The sequence below is a fragment of the Acinetobacter sp. YH12227 genome (genome assembly GCF_013417785.1).
Classification (GTDB): Bacteria; Pseudomonadota; Gammaproteobacteria; order Pseudomonadales; family Moraxellaceae; genus Acinetobacter; species Acinetobacter gandensis.
On sequence record NZ_VPDH01000006.1, the window covers coordinates 20,061 to 35,731 of the forward strand.

At 39.0% G+C, this 15,671-nt stretch carries 15 protein-coding genes; 4 read left to right on the forward strand and 11 right to left on the reverse strand.

What is annotated here, in order from left to right:
* Positions 1-42: 42 nt before the first annotated feature.
* Positions 43-855: a protein kinase gene (locus FTV09_RS02220; RefSeq protein WP_257222763.1), complete on the reverse strand. Its 813-nt coding sequence runs from the start codon at positions 853-855 to the stop codon at positions 43-45.
* Complete coding sequence (locus FTV09_RS02225) at positions 845-2,356, reverse strand: DUF3336 domain-containing protein (RefSeq protein WP_180056595.1); 1,512 nt, start codon at positions 2,354-2,356, stop codon at positions 845-847. The genes FTV09_RS02220 and FTV09_RS02225 overlap by 11 nt, the downstream gene beginning before the upstream one ends.
* A gap of 188 nt (positions 2,357-2,544) precedes the next feature.
* Here FTV09_RS02225 and FTV09_RS02230 point away from each other — a divergent pair, with 188 nt between their 5' ends.
* Complete coding sequence (locus tag FTV09_RS02230) at positions 2,545-3,417, forward strand: ATP-binding protein (protein ID WP_180056597.1); 873 nt, start codon at positions 2,545-2,547, stop codon at positions 3,415-3,417.
* 74 nt (positions 3,418-3,491) lie between these two features.
* On the opposite strand, the gene FTV09_RS02235 is transcribed toward FTV09_RS02230, so the two are convergent.
* Together FTV09_RS02235 and FTV09_RS02240 are read right to left on the reverse strand one after the other, a co-directional pair.
* The gene (locus FTV09_RS02235; protein ID WP_067762174.1) at positions 3,492-4,835 is read right to left on the reverse strand and encodes an amidase; all 1,344 of its coding nucleotides are present in this window, start codon (positions 4,833-4,835) and stop codon (positions 3,492-3,494) included.
* A gap of 98 nt (positions 4,836-4,933) precedes the next feature.
* Positions 4,934-6,127, reverse strand: coding sequence for an MFS transporter (locus FTV09_RS02240; RefSeq protein WP_218950130.1), 1,194 nt, complete (start codon positions 6,125-6,127; stop codon positions 4,934-4,936).
* A gap of 97 nt (positions 6,128-6,224) precedes the next feature.
* On the opposite strand from FTV09_RS02240, the gene FTV09_RS02245 reads away from it, so the two are divergent.
* Positions 6,225-7,193: an Lrp/AsnC family transcriptional regulator gene (locus tag FTV09_RS02245; protein WP_067762178.1), complete on the forward strand. Its 969-nt coding sequence runs from the start codon at positions 6,225-6,227 to the stop codon at positions 7,191-7,193.
* 64 nt (positions 7,194-7,257) lie between these two features.
* Here the strand turns inward: FTV09_RS02245 and tsaD are convergent, their stop codons facing one another.
* The gene (tsaD, locus tag FTV09_RS02250; RefSeq protein ID WP_180056599.1) at positions 7,258-8,274 is read right to left on the reverse strand and encodes a tRNA (adenosine(37)-N6)-threonylcarbamoyltransferase complex transferase subunit TsaD; all 1,017 of its coding nucleotides are present in this window, start codon (positions 8,272-8,274) and stop codon (positions 7,258-7,260) included.
* 147 nt (positions 8,275-8,421) lie between these two features.
* Between tsaD and rpsU the strand changes: the two genes are divergently transcribed.
* Positions 8,422-8,637 (forward strand): 30S ribosomal protein S21, encoded by a 216-nt coding sequence (gene rpsU / locus FTV09_RS02255; RefSeq protein WP_001136722.1) that lies wholly within the window; start codon positions 8,422-8,424, stop codon positions 8,635-8,637.
* 38 nt (positions 8,638-8,675) lie between these two features.
* Positions 8,676-9,122 (forward strand): GatB/YqeY domain-containing protein, encoded by a 447-nt coding sequence (locus tag FTV09_RS02260; RefSeq protein WP_067762182.1) that lies wholly within the window; start codon positions 8,676-8,678, stop codon positions 9,120-9,122.
* Positions 9,123-9,227: 105 nt separating this feature from the next.
* Here FTV09_RS02260 and FTV09_RS02265 read toward each other — a convergent pair whose 3' ends face one another.
* From FTV09_RS02265 to FTV09_RS02290, 6 genes are all read right to left on the reverse strand, one after another.
* Positions 9,228-9,809, reverse strand: a complete 582-nt coding sequence (locus tag FTV09_RS02265) for a GNAT family N-acetyltransferase (RefSeq protein WP_180056601.1) — start codon at positions 9,807-9,809, stop codon at positions 9,228-9,230.
* 46 nt (positions 9,810-9,855) lie between these two features.
* Positions 9,856-10,218, reverse strand: coding sequence for a hypothetical protein (locus FTV09_RS02270; RefSeq protein WP_067762186.1), 363 nt, complete (start codon positions 10,216-10,218; stop codon positions 9,856-9,858).
* A gap of 172 nt (positions 10,219-10,390) precedes the next feature.
* The gene (locus FTV09_RS02275; RefSeq protein ID WP_067762274.1) at positions 10,391-11,830 is read right to left on the reverse strand and encodes a M48 family metalloprotease; all 1,440 of its coding nucleotides are present in this window, start codon (positions 11,828-11,830) and stop codon (positions 10,391-10,393) included.
* An 84-nt stretch (positions 11,831-11,914) separates the two neighbouring features.
* Positions 11,915-12,883, reverse strand: coding sequence for a D-glycerate dehydrogenase (locus FTV09_RS02280; protein ID WP_180056603.1), 969 nt, complete (start codon positions 12,881-12,883; stop codon positions 11,915-11,917).
* Positions 12,884-12,926: 43 nt separating this feature from the next.
* Positions 12,927-13,562: a hypothetical protein gene (locus FTV09_RS02285; protein WP_180056605.1), complete on the reverse strand. Its 636-nt coding sequence runs from the start codon at positions 13,560-13,562 to the stop codon at positions 12,927-12,929.
* A 208-nt stretch (positions 13,563-13,770) separates the two neighbouring features.
* Positions 13,771-15,660 carry a M48 family metalloprotease gene (locus tag FTV09_RS02290; protein WP_067762192.1) on the reverse strand — a complete coding sequence of 630 codons (1,890 nt, stop codon included), beginning with the start codon at positions 15,658-15,660 and terminating at the stop codon, positions 13,771-13,773.
* Positions 15,661-15,671 lie beyond the last annotated feature (11 nt).

Sequence of the window (15,671 nt, forward strand, 5' to 3'; positions counted from 1 at the left end):
TTTGTTTAAATAAAAAACAAAACTCTCTTTTTTGTATTTTTCTTAAGCAAATTCAGCTATTAAGGTGCTTTTTAAGCAATAAAAATCCACCATTCTTTGCTGTTTTTGTTTATCAAGCATCAACATGAGTAACGGTTGAAATACACGGAATTGCTCAGGTAGATCAATTCTTAATCGTTGACAATGTAAATAAGCCCAATCTTGATAATTAGCGGCCTGTAATCGTTGTTCTGTGAGCCATTCAAGGAAAATGATGCCTAAAGCATAGATTTCACTTTGTATAGATTTAGCCTGTCCTTGAAACAACTCAGGTGCCATATAACGTGGAGTCGCCGTCATCAATCGAGATTGATGTTCTATTTCTAGTGATTGTTCAAAATCAATGAGCTTGCACTGCCCTTGCTGAATCACAAAGTGCTCTCTTTTCAAATCTGCATGTAAATAACCAGCAGCATATATTTTTTCTATCGCATCTATAGCAAGCCAAAGTATTTGTCGAACTTGCTCAAGACTCATTTGTTCAGCAGCTTGCTCAAACAACCCTACTGCATGCTCAATAATAAGCAGTTGTTCAACCTGCTCATTTTCAATGCATAAGTTGTTTGGCTCTAACATTTGATAATTTAACAGCAATGCTTGCGACGAAGGATGCTGAGCAAATATCTCATACATGTTTAATTCATGCTGAAAGCTCTCAAGATGAGTTTGATGACCACCGTGCTTAATTTGGGTCTTTAACCAATATCGCTTTTGATTAAATGTAAATTGATACAGCCGTCGACCAAAAACCAAGCTCTTTGGCTTGGTTTTTAAGCTATAACGTAGTTGTGCTAACGGTAAGTCGCTAAACGGCAATATACTCTGCCTGACATTGTTCGGGTTCATGCTGATAGTTTAACAGTTCAAGACAATGCTGGATGGTTTTCCCTACCCGCGCCTGTGTTTCAATTAATGAAATTTTAGGCCAAGTTGCACGCTCACCTTCTCGCTGAAGTACCTTAAATAAGTATGGTCGTGGATTTTGCAGCATATAACTGTAGTGACGTAAACCATATTTACCCACAATATTTACATCACCATAGTAACGCTGATCGACTACCCCATAACCATGATCGAGCAAGCGCCGAACAGGCGGTATACTTCCCACACGTTCACGTGCAAAGTCCATAACACCTTTACTAATCACCTTCCCTTGTCTACGTACAATGCGTTCAGGCCAACTCAGCATACTTTTACGAAAACGCGCTGCATCATCCTGCATGAACGGCACAATATGTGGATTCACTTGGCTCGCGATGCTGTAGTTAATATTATATAAACGCGCCATTTTTTCTTGTGGGAAGTCACTTCTCACACTGCCATCCACCCAACGGGTAGCGGACATATAAGGGGTTAGTTGTCCATCATAGCGCTTACTGGTTAGACGTACTGGTGGAAATAAGATAGGCACTGCACACGAAGCCAAAACAGCACTCCACACCAATAAGTCTGGTGATGTATAGGCATTCATAATGCGGGCATCTTGCGATGCATCATAAGGCGCTACCGCAATATTAATGTGTAGACCAGATTGCTTATAGGCTTCAGCAAAGGTTAAGTCACCTAAGTTCTCAATCAGAAATTTTTTGAGATACTTCACATCTGCCAGGCCACCATTGCCCTGTATGAGCTCACTGAGCTTACGGAAATGAAATGCTTCACTAAAGAAGTTGTGTCCATTTAATAGTCCTGCAAAGTCAGAAGGTTTCGATACCCCTAACATTGCCGTCATAATCGCTCCCGCACTTGAACCCGATAAAACTTTAGGCAACAAGTCTTGCTCCATGAGCGCCTTACACACACCTGTATGAAATAACCCTAAAGTTGAACCTCCTGAAAACATTAAAACAGGTTGACCAAAAGCAGTTTGGCTTTGTTTAAAGAATTCAATTTTTTGCTCAACATTTAGACATGTACATTCTGCTGAAGCTATAAAAGCTAAGCTCTTACTCACTTCTTCTACATAATCTTCAATGATTTTTTTTGTGCCTACATAAGCTTCTGTAAACAATAAGGGATGAGCAATATTGCCGATATCGTAACTCAGCCCCTCACTTAAGATATACATCAAGTCACGGGTACGTTGTTGTGTGCGGTAACGTTTTAATAAACTTAATCGATGTGAAATTATTTCTGCATCAAAATAAGGAGAACTATTGTCAAGTTTCCACTCTTGAGTGCCCGACTCTTCATCAATTTTGAGCGCAATACTTTTCCATTCTTCATAACTTTCAGCATGTTCGAGCTGGCGTTTTAATTTTTTTAAGCGATAGGCCTGATGGGGATTTATATTCTGTGAAAAATCTTTAAACAACATGATGATCCCTCTAGGCATTTTTCTTGTTAGCAACAATAGATTTATAACAACATTTTAACTGAATCAATGGTGCCTGATCGATCTAATTTACATTCAAATTTGACATATTTCATCCAATTCATACACGTATTTATGTAAACTGAGTCTTATACATCCATACACAACAAGACAAGATAAGCTGACTCATCATGGCAACAATTGATTTACCTGACAACATCCTTGAATCGCTTTCCACTGTACTCCTGCAACTACAACATAGTTTGCCAGAACTCAAGCAAGCACCCGATTTTTCAAGTATGGCTTTCAAATGGCAAAACCAACAACTAAAAGCGATCTATCAACCTAAAGTCATGTATTTAGATGATTTAAAAGGTATTGAACGGCAAAAAGAAAAAGTCATTCAAAATACCTTACAGTTTCTGAATGGTCTGCCTGCCAATGATGTATTGCTTACAGGTTCACGTGGTACGGGTAAATCATCCATTGTTCGTGCCCTACTGACTGAATATGCTGAGCAAGGTTTACGTTTAATTGAAATTGAACGTGATGATTTGTCTGAATTACCACTAATTCAACAACTGATTGAAGGTCGTCCCGAAAAGTTTATTGTTTATTGTGATGATCTTGCTTTCAATGCTGAAGACGAAAACTATCGCAGTCTAAAAAGTGTCTTAGATGGTTCACTCCAATCTGGATCTACAAATTTCATTATTTATGCTACCAGTAACCGTCGTCATTTATTGCCTGAATTTATGCATGAAAATACGCCTGTCACACGTGTAGATGTTCCACAATATACCGAACTTCACCCGCAAGAAGCGATTGAAGAAAAAATATCACTTTCAGATCGTTTTGGACTTTGGTTATCGTTCTACCCAATGGATCAAAATTTATATTTAGAAATTGTTGAACACTATTTGGCTAAAGCCGAGATGCCATGGACAGATGAAGCGCGTGCTGAGGCACTACGTTGGTGTCAGGCGCGAGGACAACGTTCTGGTCGTGCTGCCTATCAATTTTCAAAGCATTGGATTGGGTCAGAGCAACTTAAACAAGCCTAGAGCCAAAAAACTAAATAAAAAAAGAACCGCAATAGCGGTTCTTTTTTTGAATATAACAAATGATTCGTTAATTCTTAATCCTGACAAATCGGCGGCAGAATAGAGCGAATATTTAAACCATTAGCAATTTTCTGAACGATGTGCATCACATCAACATCATTCGCTTGATATGAAACCAACTGAATACCCATCGGCAGTCCGCTTTCACTTTGAGCAATTGGAAAAGCATAACTTGGTGCATCTAAATAATTAAATGGACGCGTGTATTCACCCACATGACTAAACTCGGTATCCTTTGTGTTTGACACAGCTGCAAGGAATGGGCTCACTGGAAACAGCAAACATTGACCATTTAAAGAGGCTTTAAATGATTGCTGAAATTCAGTTCGCTCTGCAATCAATGACTCGTATTTTTCCTGTGAAATACTCTTACCGCGTAACACACGCTGACGAACTAATTCCCACATCTGTGTTTCAGAATCTTCAGCTGTATCTCCATGATATAAATAACTTTCATAAGCAATAATGTCAGAAGTTCGGTCCGATAAATCATGAAAATTGAAATGTGTAGGTGGTTGCCAGTTTTTAATTTCGATTCCCAATGATTCGATGCGTTTTAGCCCTTCGCGCCAAAGTGTTAATACCTCAGGCTCAAGCGGATATGGAAATGCAGATTCATCTAAAGCATAAATTACATTTTCACTTGATGCCGCTTCAACATTTACATCCATCAATACATTGACTAAAGCGCTAATATCATCTGCAAATCGTGCAAAAGGCCCTAGAGTATCTAAAGTTTTGGATAAAGGTACTGCACCCGTGTCGGCAATTTTATGGGCTGAAGGTTTAAAACCAAATATGCCATTTAATGCTGCTGGTGTACGAATCGAACCACCTGTATCACCGCCAAATGCCAAGGGACTAAGACCACAAGCCACCGCAACCGCTGAACCTGAAGAAGATCCACCAGGCGCATATTGCTGTTCCGCCCACGGATTTTTAGGTGTACCCTGCATTGGATTTTGCCCAGAAAGACCAAATGCCAACTCGGTCATTTTAGTTTTACCTAAAATCACAAAACCTAAATTTTTTAACTGATCAACCAGTTCACAGTTCGCTTGTGCTTTTTGATCTAGATAAACTGTACCTGCATGGGTGATATGACCCGCTACATCCAGATTATCTTTTAGTAAAATTGGCACACCATGAAATGGACTCAATCGTGTGCCTTGCTGAAGCAACTCATCTAAATGTTGTGCCTGTTGCAAAGCCTCGATTTCGAATAATTCCGAAATACAATCTAGATGTTTAAATGTTTGGTTTCGATCAATATAAAATTGAACTGTCTCTACTGAAGTTATCTTTTTGCAGGCAATCTGGCGACCTAGCTCAAGTGCAGATAAATTCACAATATTCATTTTATATCTTCCAAACCTTTTCCTGCCGTTTCAGGCATTTTAATAAATGTGATTAATGTTAATAATGCGCCAACCAACACCATAAAATAGAAGTAATCTTATTTACCAATACTTTGCAGCCAAGTCAGCACATACGGTGTAGTGCCGCCGAGTAAAGCCACCATCAAATTGTAAGGTGCGCCAATACCGACAGCTCGTACTTCTGTCGGAAACTGTTCAGACATGACAGCTGGGCCAATGGCGGTATATAAAGCATATAAAACCAAGCCGAAAAGCTCGACCAATAAAATTGATGCAAACGTACCATCCATCCATTTAATGATTGGATAAAAGAACACTAAATATCCCACGGCAAATACGATCAACTGTGGTTTACGCCCAATTTTGTCTGATAGCCAGCCAAACACAGGCTGACACAACATAAAGATAATTAAGCCAACAGTATTGGCAGCAAAGGCGGTTTGTGGCTCTGCACCTAAAACTTTAATGGCATAGGTCGGGACATAAACCACAAAAATATAGAATGCAAATGTTGTTAAGATAGAAATACCGACAATACGGAGCGTTTCCTTCGGATGACGTTTAATCAGTACAGCCAAAGGATTTTTTACTGATTCTTTTTTATGGGTCATTTCGCTATCAGGTACTGATTTACGAATCCACATACCCACCAAGCCGCCAATCGCACCCAAAATAAACGGAATACGCCATCCGTATTCGCTCATTTGCGTTTCAGTTAAAGAACTTGTTAAAGCCCAAGCAAGACCTGAGGCCATCAAAATACCAATCGCTGAACTAAAAAACATAAAGCTCGAATAGAATCCGCGTTTATTTTTTGGTGCCATCTCTGAAAGATAAGTTGCCGCTGAAGCGAACTCACCACCCAAAGATAGACCTTGAAGTAATCGCGCTAATACCAAAATAATCGGTGCAAAAATACCAATTGATTCATAGGTTGGTGAAAGACCAATCATCAAAGAACCACCTGCCATCATTATGATGGTTGCGGCCAAAGCGGCTTTTCGACCATAGCGGTCAGAAAAGATCCCTAATACGATTCCACCTAATGGGCGCATGAAGAAACCTACAGCAAAAATTGCGAAGGTCGCAAGCAAGGATGCGGTTGGATCATCTGATGGGAAAAATTGTTTCGCGAAAAATACTGCAAATGTGGCATAAATCGTCCAATCGAACCATTCAATAGCATTTCCTACAGTTCCTGCAAGAATAACTTTCTTTTGTGATACATTTCCTTGGGTGGAAATTGAGTTTTGCATTTTTGACTCATCCATAAGCGTCTCATTTAATATTTAGACATAAATACAGGCTGTATTTTATTTTCTAGACTTAAATTTAGATTATAATTAGTTTTTAGACAAGTCAATTATCATGAGTGAATCTTTTAGTTTCGACGAAATCGATACTGCATGCATCAAAGCTCTTATCTCTAATCCGAGAGGATCATGGCGAGAACTGAGCCAGATTAGTGATGTCCCTGAAAAAAAGCTGTCTCGACGTCTGGGTAAATTGCTAGATGACCAAGTTATACGAACTGCAATTGAATTAAATCCTGTGGTTGCCAATAAGGGTTACACCGTTCATGTCTGGATCAGTGTGAAATTTGGCAAGGAAAAAGAAGTTGCACAATTTTTTGCAAACCGCCCAGAAGTGCGCATTGTCTTTCTAACTACAGGACTTGCAGATATTTTCCTTGAAATTGGATTAGAAAAGGCCGCCGATCTCTCTGTTTGGATGCATGACTTTGTCACGCAAATTCCGGATATTAAAACCGTTGAAACCCAAGCCGTATTAAAACCCTTTACTTGGGCCAGCAAACCCAAAGCTTTAGATGGCACAAGCGATAAAAACGTCAATTTTAGAAGTTTGACTGAAACAGAATTAAAACTAATTCATGCTCTGTCAAATGATGGGCGTTCATCTATTAAAAGTTTGGCAGAACAAATTGAACTCAGTGAACATAAAACGCAGAAATTATTGAATGATTTATTGGAAGAAGGCATTTTCAATATTCGCGTTGATGTAGAACCCAGTTTGATGGGCTATAAGTCCGAAGCGATTATTTTGATTAAAGCTCGACCAGATGCGGCAAACCAAATTGCCAAAACCTTGTCTGAACTCAAAAACACACGCTGCCTATTTGGCATTAGTGGAGATTCACAATTTTTCTGGCATGTCCTATGTAATGATTTAAGTGATTTATGGAAACTCATTACTGAAGATCTTGGAAATTTTGAAGGCATTCAATCGTGTAATACCAACATGGTGACATTGGCCTTAAAACGTGCTGGTTTTATGCGAAAAGTTAGCAGTGCGCAATTATTTTCAAATTTAAATTGAAACAAAAAAGAACCGCAATTGCGGTTCTTTTTTGGCTTTAATGCATTTAACGTTTTAGATGTAATTAAGCTTCACTTGGATTGCTTAACTCTGTCATCGGCCAACGTGGTGTTGTCGTAACCGACAAGCCATCGTGCTGACCCGCTTTTAAACGTTGGTAACCTGCGAAAGCAATCATTGCACCGTTGTCTGTACATAAAGCAGGTTCTGCATAATATACCGATGCTTTAATTTTGGCTAAATCAGCTTCTAAACGTTCACGTAAACGACTGTTCGCACTTACACCACCAGCGATCACCAAACGTTTTAAACCCGTTTGTTTTAACGCTTTCACTGATTTTTTAACTAAGGTATCAACCAATGCTTCTTGGAATGAAGCTGCAACGTCTGCATCACGGTTTTCACCATCCAATTTTTTCAATTGAACCGAAACCGCAGTTTTTAAACCACTGAATGAGAAATCTAAACCTTGATGCAACATAGGTCGTGGAAATTCGAACGCATTCATATCTCCATTTGCCGCAAGCTTAGAAATATTAGGACCACCAGGGTATGGCAAGCCCATCATTTTTGCGACTTTATCAAAAGCCTCACCCGCAGCATCATCAATCGACTCACCGAGTAATTCATACTGACCAATACCATAAGCAGCCATTAATTGAGTGTGTCCACCCGATACCAATAAAGCTACAAAAGGAAATTCTGGTGGAGTTTTAGACAACAAAGGCGCCAACATATGACCTTCCATATGATGCACGCCAATTGCTGGTTTATTCAGAGCAAATGCCAGTGTGCGGCCAAATAATGCACCTGTCATTAATGCCCCCATCAAACCTGGACCACGTGTATATGCAATGGCATCAATGTCTGATTTTTTTACACTACTTTCTTCAAGTAATTGTTTAATTAATGGAATTAACTTACGCACATGGTCACGTGATGCCAATTCTGGCACTACACCGCCATATTCTGCATGCAGTTTAATTTGGCTATACAATACCTGCCCGAGCAATCCCTTTTCACTGTCATACAGTGCGAGTCCAGTCTCATCACACGAAGTTTCTAAGCCTAAAACGATCATTAAACTGCCTATAACCTATATCAAATCTATTGCTTGTGCCATTATAGACTTGTGGTATGAGATGTAAATGAGTAAAATATTGCACTTCACTTGTGATCAAGGGCAATAACGCCTGCGATCTTATCCATAACTTAATGAGGATTCTTCATGCCACAAGTTAAATTGAAAGAAGGCGAACCAGTAGACGTAGCTATCCGTCGTTTCAAACGTTCATGCGAAAAAGCGGGTGTTCTTGCTGACGTTCGTAAACGTGAATTCTACGAAAAACCTACTCAAGAACGTAAACGTAAAAAAGCTGCTGCTGTTAAACGCTACCAAAAGAAATTGGCGCGCGAATCAGTACGTACTACACGCCTTTACTAAGATTAATTTGTGATTGATTGACTACCTGGACAAGATAAATGACTACTTTAAAAAACCAAATTACTGACGTTTTGAAAGCAACAATGCGTGCTAAAGAAATGGATAAGTTAACGGTAATACGTAGTCTTCAGGCAGCGATCAAACAAATTGAAGTCGATGAGCGCAAAGAACTTGACGACGCTCAAGTTCTTGCGGTCATTGAAAAGCAAATCAAACAACGAAAAGAATCGGTTAAAGCCTTTGCAGGCGCTGGCCGAGAAGATTTAGCTAGTAAGGAACAAGCCGAAATTGAGATTTTGTCTCAGTTTCTACCAGAAGCTATGACTGAGGAAGAACTTGATTCCATCATTGCGCAAGTTATTACTGCGCAAGAAGCTACTAGCATGAAAGATATGGGTAAGGTGATGAACTCTCTACGTCCGCTCATAGCCGGACGTGCCGATCCTGCACAAGTTTCAGCTAAAATTAAGGCGAAACTCTCTTAATCTTTCAACACCCATTGTTTGATTTGGTCTATTTAAGTTGCTTATTCTGTTCTTTGAATGACCTTAAATAGCCAATCATCATATTTTTTATTTTTAAGACTGTTTTTATTTCTTTTCTAAAACATATCGACAAATATCCCGCATACTTCCATCAACTGGATTTTGCACCTTACCTTGCTGTATTTCTATTATTTTAAAATCTACTTTTTCACATAGCTTACGCGCCAAGACATTTTCTGTATCAACAAAAGCTTCCAAACGCTGAAAAGACCATTGGTTCATCAAAGTTTCAGCAAATAATTTGAGTGCTGTACACATATAACCTTGTTGCTTAAACTGTGCATTCCCCCAAAAACCAACTGCTGCTGAATTTTTCTCCCAATTAATTTCGTGAATATCCATCACACCTAAAAATTTTTTACAGTATTGATCTCGAACAACATATACAAAATTTTCTTTATTTAAGAGAGCCTGCATTCTTGATAAACAAAATGCGTGCGATGCTTCAAGATTTGGCTCTTGCAGCGACCAAATCAAACTTGCAGGAAATTTTCTCAACTCAATTAATGAAGCCTGAATAGCAGCATACAATTCAGCTGCATCTTTCTGTTGTAATATTTTTAATTCAATCTGGTCGTTTTCAATAGTGAAATGATCTAACGTTAGTTGGCCGCCTTGCTGATCCATAATTCTCTCATTTTTATTATCAAAGCTTAGCAATACAAAAACAGTATTAATTTAATGAACACTGGACATTATATTTTTTTAAGAGCTGCATTTCACGAGATGAAAGCACTTGCTGAATGACATCTTGCTTGGTCATATTTCGATATTGGCGATCTAAAAAATCTCGATTTTCATCCGCTGCACGATAAAGATCATTCACATATGTACCAACAATGCCACAAAATTGAGCCTGTTGTGACACAGTAAAACCAGATTGCTGTGGATCTAAATTGCCTAAAAATCCACGTACATCTTTTTTATATTTTTCATTGATGTCATTTACTGACAATACATATTGTTCAGCACTTGCAGCAAACACACCCTGCATTACAACACCCATTAAGCAAAATGCTAAAATGACTTTTTTCATGTATCAACATCTTTGGATTAAAGTTATAAAACAAAATGAGTTTATCACCGAACAATCAAAGCACCAAAACTCGAGCAACTTAAAAATTCAATAATAAAGCCAAATCAATCACATACAAAGGAACAACCACATAATCTATCAAATTTAAATTCTATATTTGCGCAAAAATATTTTATATTTTCAACATACGCTCTTTTTGCATTTCACCAACGCGCTGTTTAACTTTAGCTTCTAGAGATTTCGAATCTTTAGCCAAACGCTGAGCTTGCAATAAAGACTTAATGGCGCTTTCCTCCTGCCCAGTCCAATACTCGACTTCAGCACGATAGCGCAAAACATTTACAGAGCGATAAGCACCCGATTTATCCGCATTGGCCAATTGCAACATCAATCGCCAACCACTGACATCACGTGGATTAGATTGTAAGAAACGCTGCAAAATGATCTGCGCTTGTCCAAATTCTTTATTTCGTATTAATGCTTCAGCATATTTGTAATTCAGCGCGCGATTTTCTGGCATAACAACTGCTGGACTACGGATCGTAGTTAATGCCTCTTGAATCTTATTTTGACCCAAGTAAACATCAGTTTGTAACAATAGCAATAAAGCATGATTTGCATTTTGCAGCTTAGCATCATTTAGTATTTTTTGTGCTGCAGCATAATCACCTTGTTGTACCTGTAAACTTACTAGCGCCAATTCTGCGGCATAGTTCTTTTGTGCAACCATTGCATCTAGCTGTTGCTCCGTCACTTGACCAGAAAGTACACGGCTATACCATTTTAAAATTTCAAAATCTTGATCAAGTAAACTTGTTTTGACAGGTGGAAGCTGATTGGCACGTAATCGCGCCTCACTCATCCGCTCAGTTGTTAAGGGGTGAGTCAACCAAAAGTCTGGCAAAAAGCTCACCCGACTAGTCGCGCGATGCATCACTTCAAAAAAATCAGCCATACTTTGTGGGTTATATCCAGCACGATACATATACTGCATACCAATACGATCTGCCTCACGCTCTTGATTACGACTATATGTGAGCTGCTTATCCATTAATGCCGCTTGCGACCCCATCATGACAGCAGCACCAACATCTCCGTCTGCCTGAGAGGCAACAAGAGCACCAACTAAAATGCCCGCTAGTGACAATAAACCCTGTCCTTTAAAGGCTTCTTGCGAGCGACTGTAATGACGTTGTGATACATGTGCAATTTCATGCGCCATCACCCCTGCCACCTCATCCATATTTCGTGCAGAATTAATTAGTCCTGCATTTAAGGCAAATAGGCCACCCGGTACAGCAAAGGCATTAATTTGGGCATCATTAATCAACAGCAAACCAACAGGCTCACTAATTTGCGTTTGACTAAGAATATGAGTAAAAACAGCAAGTAGACGATCTTCCAACCAAGGATTTTGCGTCACAGGTAATTGACGATGTACTTCACGATAAACTTTTTCACCAATCGCGCGCTCTTTCTGCTGATCAAGCAGACCAATGCCACTACCAATTTCTGGCACATTAAATTGAGGGGTTGAATTGAAATCTACCGAATGCGTTTGCGCCAGACTCGAACAAAGACCAAGACCACATGCCAGTATTATTTTCTTCAAAATACAGCCCACTTTATAAATTCAATCCAACTAAAATATAGCATTGAAAATCGTATAATTATGGAAGAATCTGTTGTTAAATCATTATTCAAATACAGGATTCACCAAATAGCGCGGCTGCTTATCAGACAATGCATCGATTAAATTTTGATATGCCAATTCAGCCATACGCTTACGCGTCGCTTGTGTAGCCGAACCCACATGTGGCAACGTAACCACGTTATTCAGCTGAAAAAGCTCAGAACTTTGCAGCGGCTCTTTATCATATACATCTAAACCAGCTGCAAATATTTGCTTATCTTTAAGTGCTTGAATTAAAGCTTTTTCATCAACTACAGCACCACGAGAAATATTCACCAAAACCGCATGGGCTTGCATCAATGCCAACTCACGCACACCAATCAAAGCTTGTGATGCTGCGTTTAAATCAACTGCAACAACAACGAAGTCTGATTTTTTCAGTAAATCATCTAAAGCACAAAACTGAGCACTGAAAGCTTCTGCGACTTCAATCTTTTCACGGCGATTATGATATAAAACGTTCATATTAAAGCCATGAAATGCACGACGTGCAATTGCTGCACCAATATGACCTAAACCGATAATACCGATGGTTTTACCAAAGATATCCACCCCAAACTGACTTGCTCCAACCGTTCGTGACCACTGCCCTTGTTTGGTCCATTGATCTAATTCAGGTATTCGGCGTGCAGCACTCATGAGTAGACTAAAAGCTAAATCTGCTGTGGTTTCTGTCAAAACATGCGGCGTATGGGTTAACCAAATTTTCTGCTGATTTAAATAACTCAAATCATAATTGTCATAGCCCACACTCACACTCGAAATCACTTTTAACTTTTTTGCATGTGCTAAATTTTTCGAATTGAGTAAACGTCCTGCACCAATCATTGCATCAGCATCGGCACTGTGTTCTAAAATTTGCTGATTGACGTCGCCTAATTTTGGATTGATGTTAACGACTTTAAATTGTTGTTCTAAACGTTGAAGAATTTCTGAATCTATCTGACTAAATACCACGACTTTTTTTTGCATTGCTTTCCCGTGTATTGACTAAACTTGGATTTCTAAAGTGTATTTAACTCATTTTATTTTGCATAAACTGCCAAAGGCGTTTTTTTAATTTAGGCTGATCGATCATTTGTTGTAATGATGCCAGTGGATAAATCTTTGAATGCGCTAAATGTGGAATATCACCTAGGCATAAGATGTTTTTATCTAAACTTATCGCATCAATAAAACCCTGTACATATGATGCAGCACCACGTCCATCCTGTAAATTTACCCAAGCAAATGGCCATTGTAATGTATAAAATTGCGATGAAACCGCACGTTGTATATTAGCCCACAGTAACTGTTGATCCGCTGTCAACTCAGTGGAATCAATCACAACTACACAGTGCTCCAAACAAATAGCCTCAAGGCTAAATGCCGCTATTTGTAATATTGGACGTTGCTCCTCCTGCTGTTTTGTAACAGGTACAACATCGTGCTGCGGCTCAACAGGCACTTCATTTACCTGTTTGGTCTGTACTGACTGTGAATCAATTTGAGGAATGTTTTTTAGAATAATTTCTGAAACGGGTTGTAAGGCTATTTCAGGCGCGACCTGATCACGCCAAATGCTTGGGCTATATTGCTGACACGGTGCAGCCTGAGGAACCCAAAGGTCGATTCCCATTGCCGCCATTATGCTTCGCTGATGCCCAATCATGTTTTCATCATCACCCTATTCAGGTTTGGTATTCTAACGGTTATGTAGATGCTTTGCTGAACTTTTATAGATCATTCAGTTTAGCATTTTAGCCCTAATTTCACTCATTCAAGCGAGAAATTCTTATTTCATCTGCATGAGTCGCCCAATATAGCCCAGCTTAGCGATTTCTTGTTTATAAGCCTATAACCACTGTTTAATTCAATATTTAAATAATCATAAGACTATTTTTTTTCTGCATAATCTCAATCATTTCTTCCGCTTCAAAACCAATTCGCCAATACAAGAGTTGCAATACGTCTAATTCATCTTGCGTAATGATTCGATCGTTCCACAAACATATTTCAGCCACACCCAAAATACTCAATCGCTCACGTAATAACAGTCCCGCAATATCATTCAATATTTCAGCTAAATCAATCGGTTCGTCCGAAATGTCACGGTAATGTTCCAGCTCATCTTTACTTAAAATACGACTTAATATTTTTTCGCGAACTTCGAGCTGATTATCACTATTGATTTGCTGCACATGCAATAAAGCATCAATTAAACGTACGATACTTGGTTTAACATCTTCCAAAGACGTTGGCGTATGAGTTGGGAGTAGATTCAACTCATGTTTAACTGTTTCTAACAGCAAAGCATCGAGTAATCCAATCTCCCCATCTTCTTGAATAATTCGTGCTAGCTTAGTCAAGAATTGACGTGAAATAGTCGCAGGCATTGAACCAATGTTTTTACATGCTTCATGGAAAATGGAGATATGTACGCGCCCATCCAGATGCAATAAAGCATCTACAATCGCGCGACTCACTTCAGCTTCAGTCGGGATAAACTCTCGATACTGACGAATCATGAGGATTGCCACCATCACTTCACGTGAACCAGTTGCAGTTTGTAATGCACGTTGAATCAATTCTGGGCGCTGCCAATTATCACGTATTTCAGGATTAAGTGGCTTAATCGCATCCTTTAAAGCAAAACTAATCGGCGATAAACGCAATAATGGTAATGGCTGCGGTGAATTCCACGGTGTAGTGATGTCTGGACTGGCTTCCTCCAAAGAACGGAATAAGTTAAACAAAGGTTGATTGCGTAATTTCTTTAAATTTTCCAGTTGTAAATCTTGTATCAGTGCGGGATTCAACTCAAAAATACGCTGCTCAATACTTGGATGAATATTCATCCAATTTTGCTGACTTAAGGCATTTGCAAAGCACATATGCGAAATAGATTCTGCATATTCACTGTGAATTTGTGAACCCGAGTGATGCACATAAATACGGAGTAAGGTTTGAATATTGGCATCGTTCTGAATTAGGCGTTTCGTTTTCTGGTCATTTCGATAAGTCCGCGAACCAAGTGAAATGTATTTAATAAAACGTGAAATCAGTACACCTAAGCTACCAATTAGCCATATAACTGCACCAATTGCGACAAACAATGTTTCAAATTTATTGTCACGAGCCTGACCATTTTTATAAAAACCACGTTTAGCAATCTTACTTCCCCACTGACTAAAGGTCGTTAAACCGCTATATAAAATCTTTAAACGTGTATTTTCAGCAGCTTCGCCAGATAAAATTTTATTAAATTCATGGCTCAATAAACCATACATTTCCATTTCATCTAGGGTTTGCAGTGCTCCCCAAGTTAAAATGATGGATGTATCTTTAGGATTAAACCCTGCGGTTAGTGCATTTACCCCCACTTCATCTGGTAAAACATAAAGTGCCGGTGTTCCAATTAAGAAAGTATCAGCAAGTTGCTCTGTCATACGCAAAGCGAGACTTTCTTCAGGAATGCTTTCTATTAAGCTTAAACGACGCGCACCTAATTGCTTTGCAAGTGAATAACCACCTAAACGAAAGGTATAAAATTCGTAGATTACAGAGATCAACATGATCAGCAACACAGCTGCGATCAAAAAAGGACTTAATACATGCCAATAAACAGATTGTGTTGAATCGTAATAGTTCACAATCAAACCGACGATGACATTAATAATCGCAACCGTCATAAATACCGCAGCCATGCACATGGTGACAGGCCAAAACATATTTTTGTTTTTTATAAAATCATAACCCACGCTTCTCAATGTAATATCCT

Coding starts and splice junctions, on each gene's coding strand:
- FTV09_RS02225 (WP_180056595.1), bottom strand. CDS start 2,356: ATGTTGTTTAAAGATTTTTCACAGAATATAAATCCCCATCAGGCCTAT.
- FTV09_RS02230 (WP_180056597.1), top strand. CDS start 2,545: ATGGCAACAATTGATTTACCTGACAACATCCTTGAATCGCTTTCCACT.
- FTV09_RS02235 (WP_067762174.1), bottom strand. CDS start 4,835: ATGAATATTGTGAATTTATCTGCACTTGAGCTAGGTCGCCAGATTGCC.
- FTV09_RS02240 (WP_218950130.1), bottom strand. CDS start 6,127: ATGGATGAGTCAAAAATGCAAAACTCAATTTCCACCCAAGGAAATGTA.
- FTV09_RS02245 (WP_067762178.1), top strand. CDS start 6,225: ATGAGTGAATCTTTTAGTTTCGACGAAATCGATACTGCATGCATCAAA.
- tsaD (WP_180056599.1), bottom strand. CDS start 8,274: ATGATCGTTTTAGGCTTAGAAACTTCGTGTGATGAGACTGGACTCGCA.
- rpsU (WP_001136722.1), top strand. CDS start 8,422: ATGCCACAAGTTAAATTGAAAGAAGGCGAACCAGTAGACGTAGCTATC.
- FTV09_RS02260 (WP_067762182.1), top strand. CDS start 8,676: ATGACTACTTTAAAAAACCAAATTACTGACGTTTTGAAAGCAACAATG.
- FTV09_RS02265 (WP_180056601.1), bottom strand. CDS start 9,809: ATGGATCAGCAAGGCGGCCAACTAACGTTAGATCATTTCACTATTGAA.
- FTV09_RS02270 (WP_067762186.1), bottom strand. CDS start 10,218: ATGAAAAAAGTCATTTTAGCATTTTGCTTAATGGGTGTTGTAATGCAG.
- FTV09_RS02280 (WP_180056603.1), bottom strand. CDS start 12,883: ATGCAAAAAAAAGTCGTGGTATTTAGTCAGATAGATTCAGAAATTCTT.
- FTV09_RS02285 (WP_180056605.1), bottom strand. CDS start 13,562: ATGATTGGGCATCAGCGAAGCATAATGGCGGCAATGGGAATCGACCTT.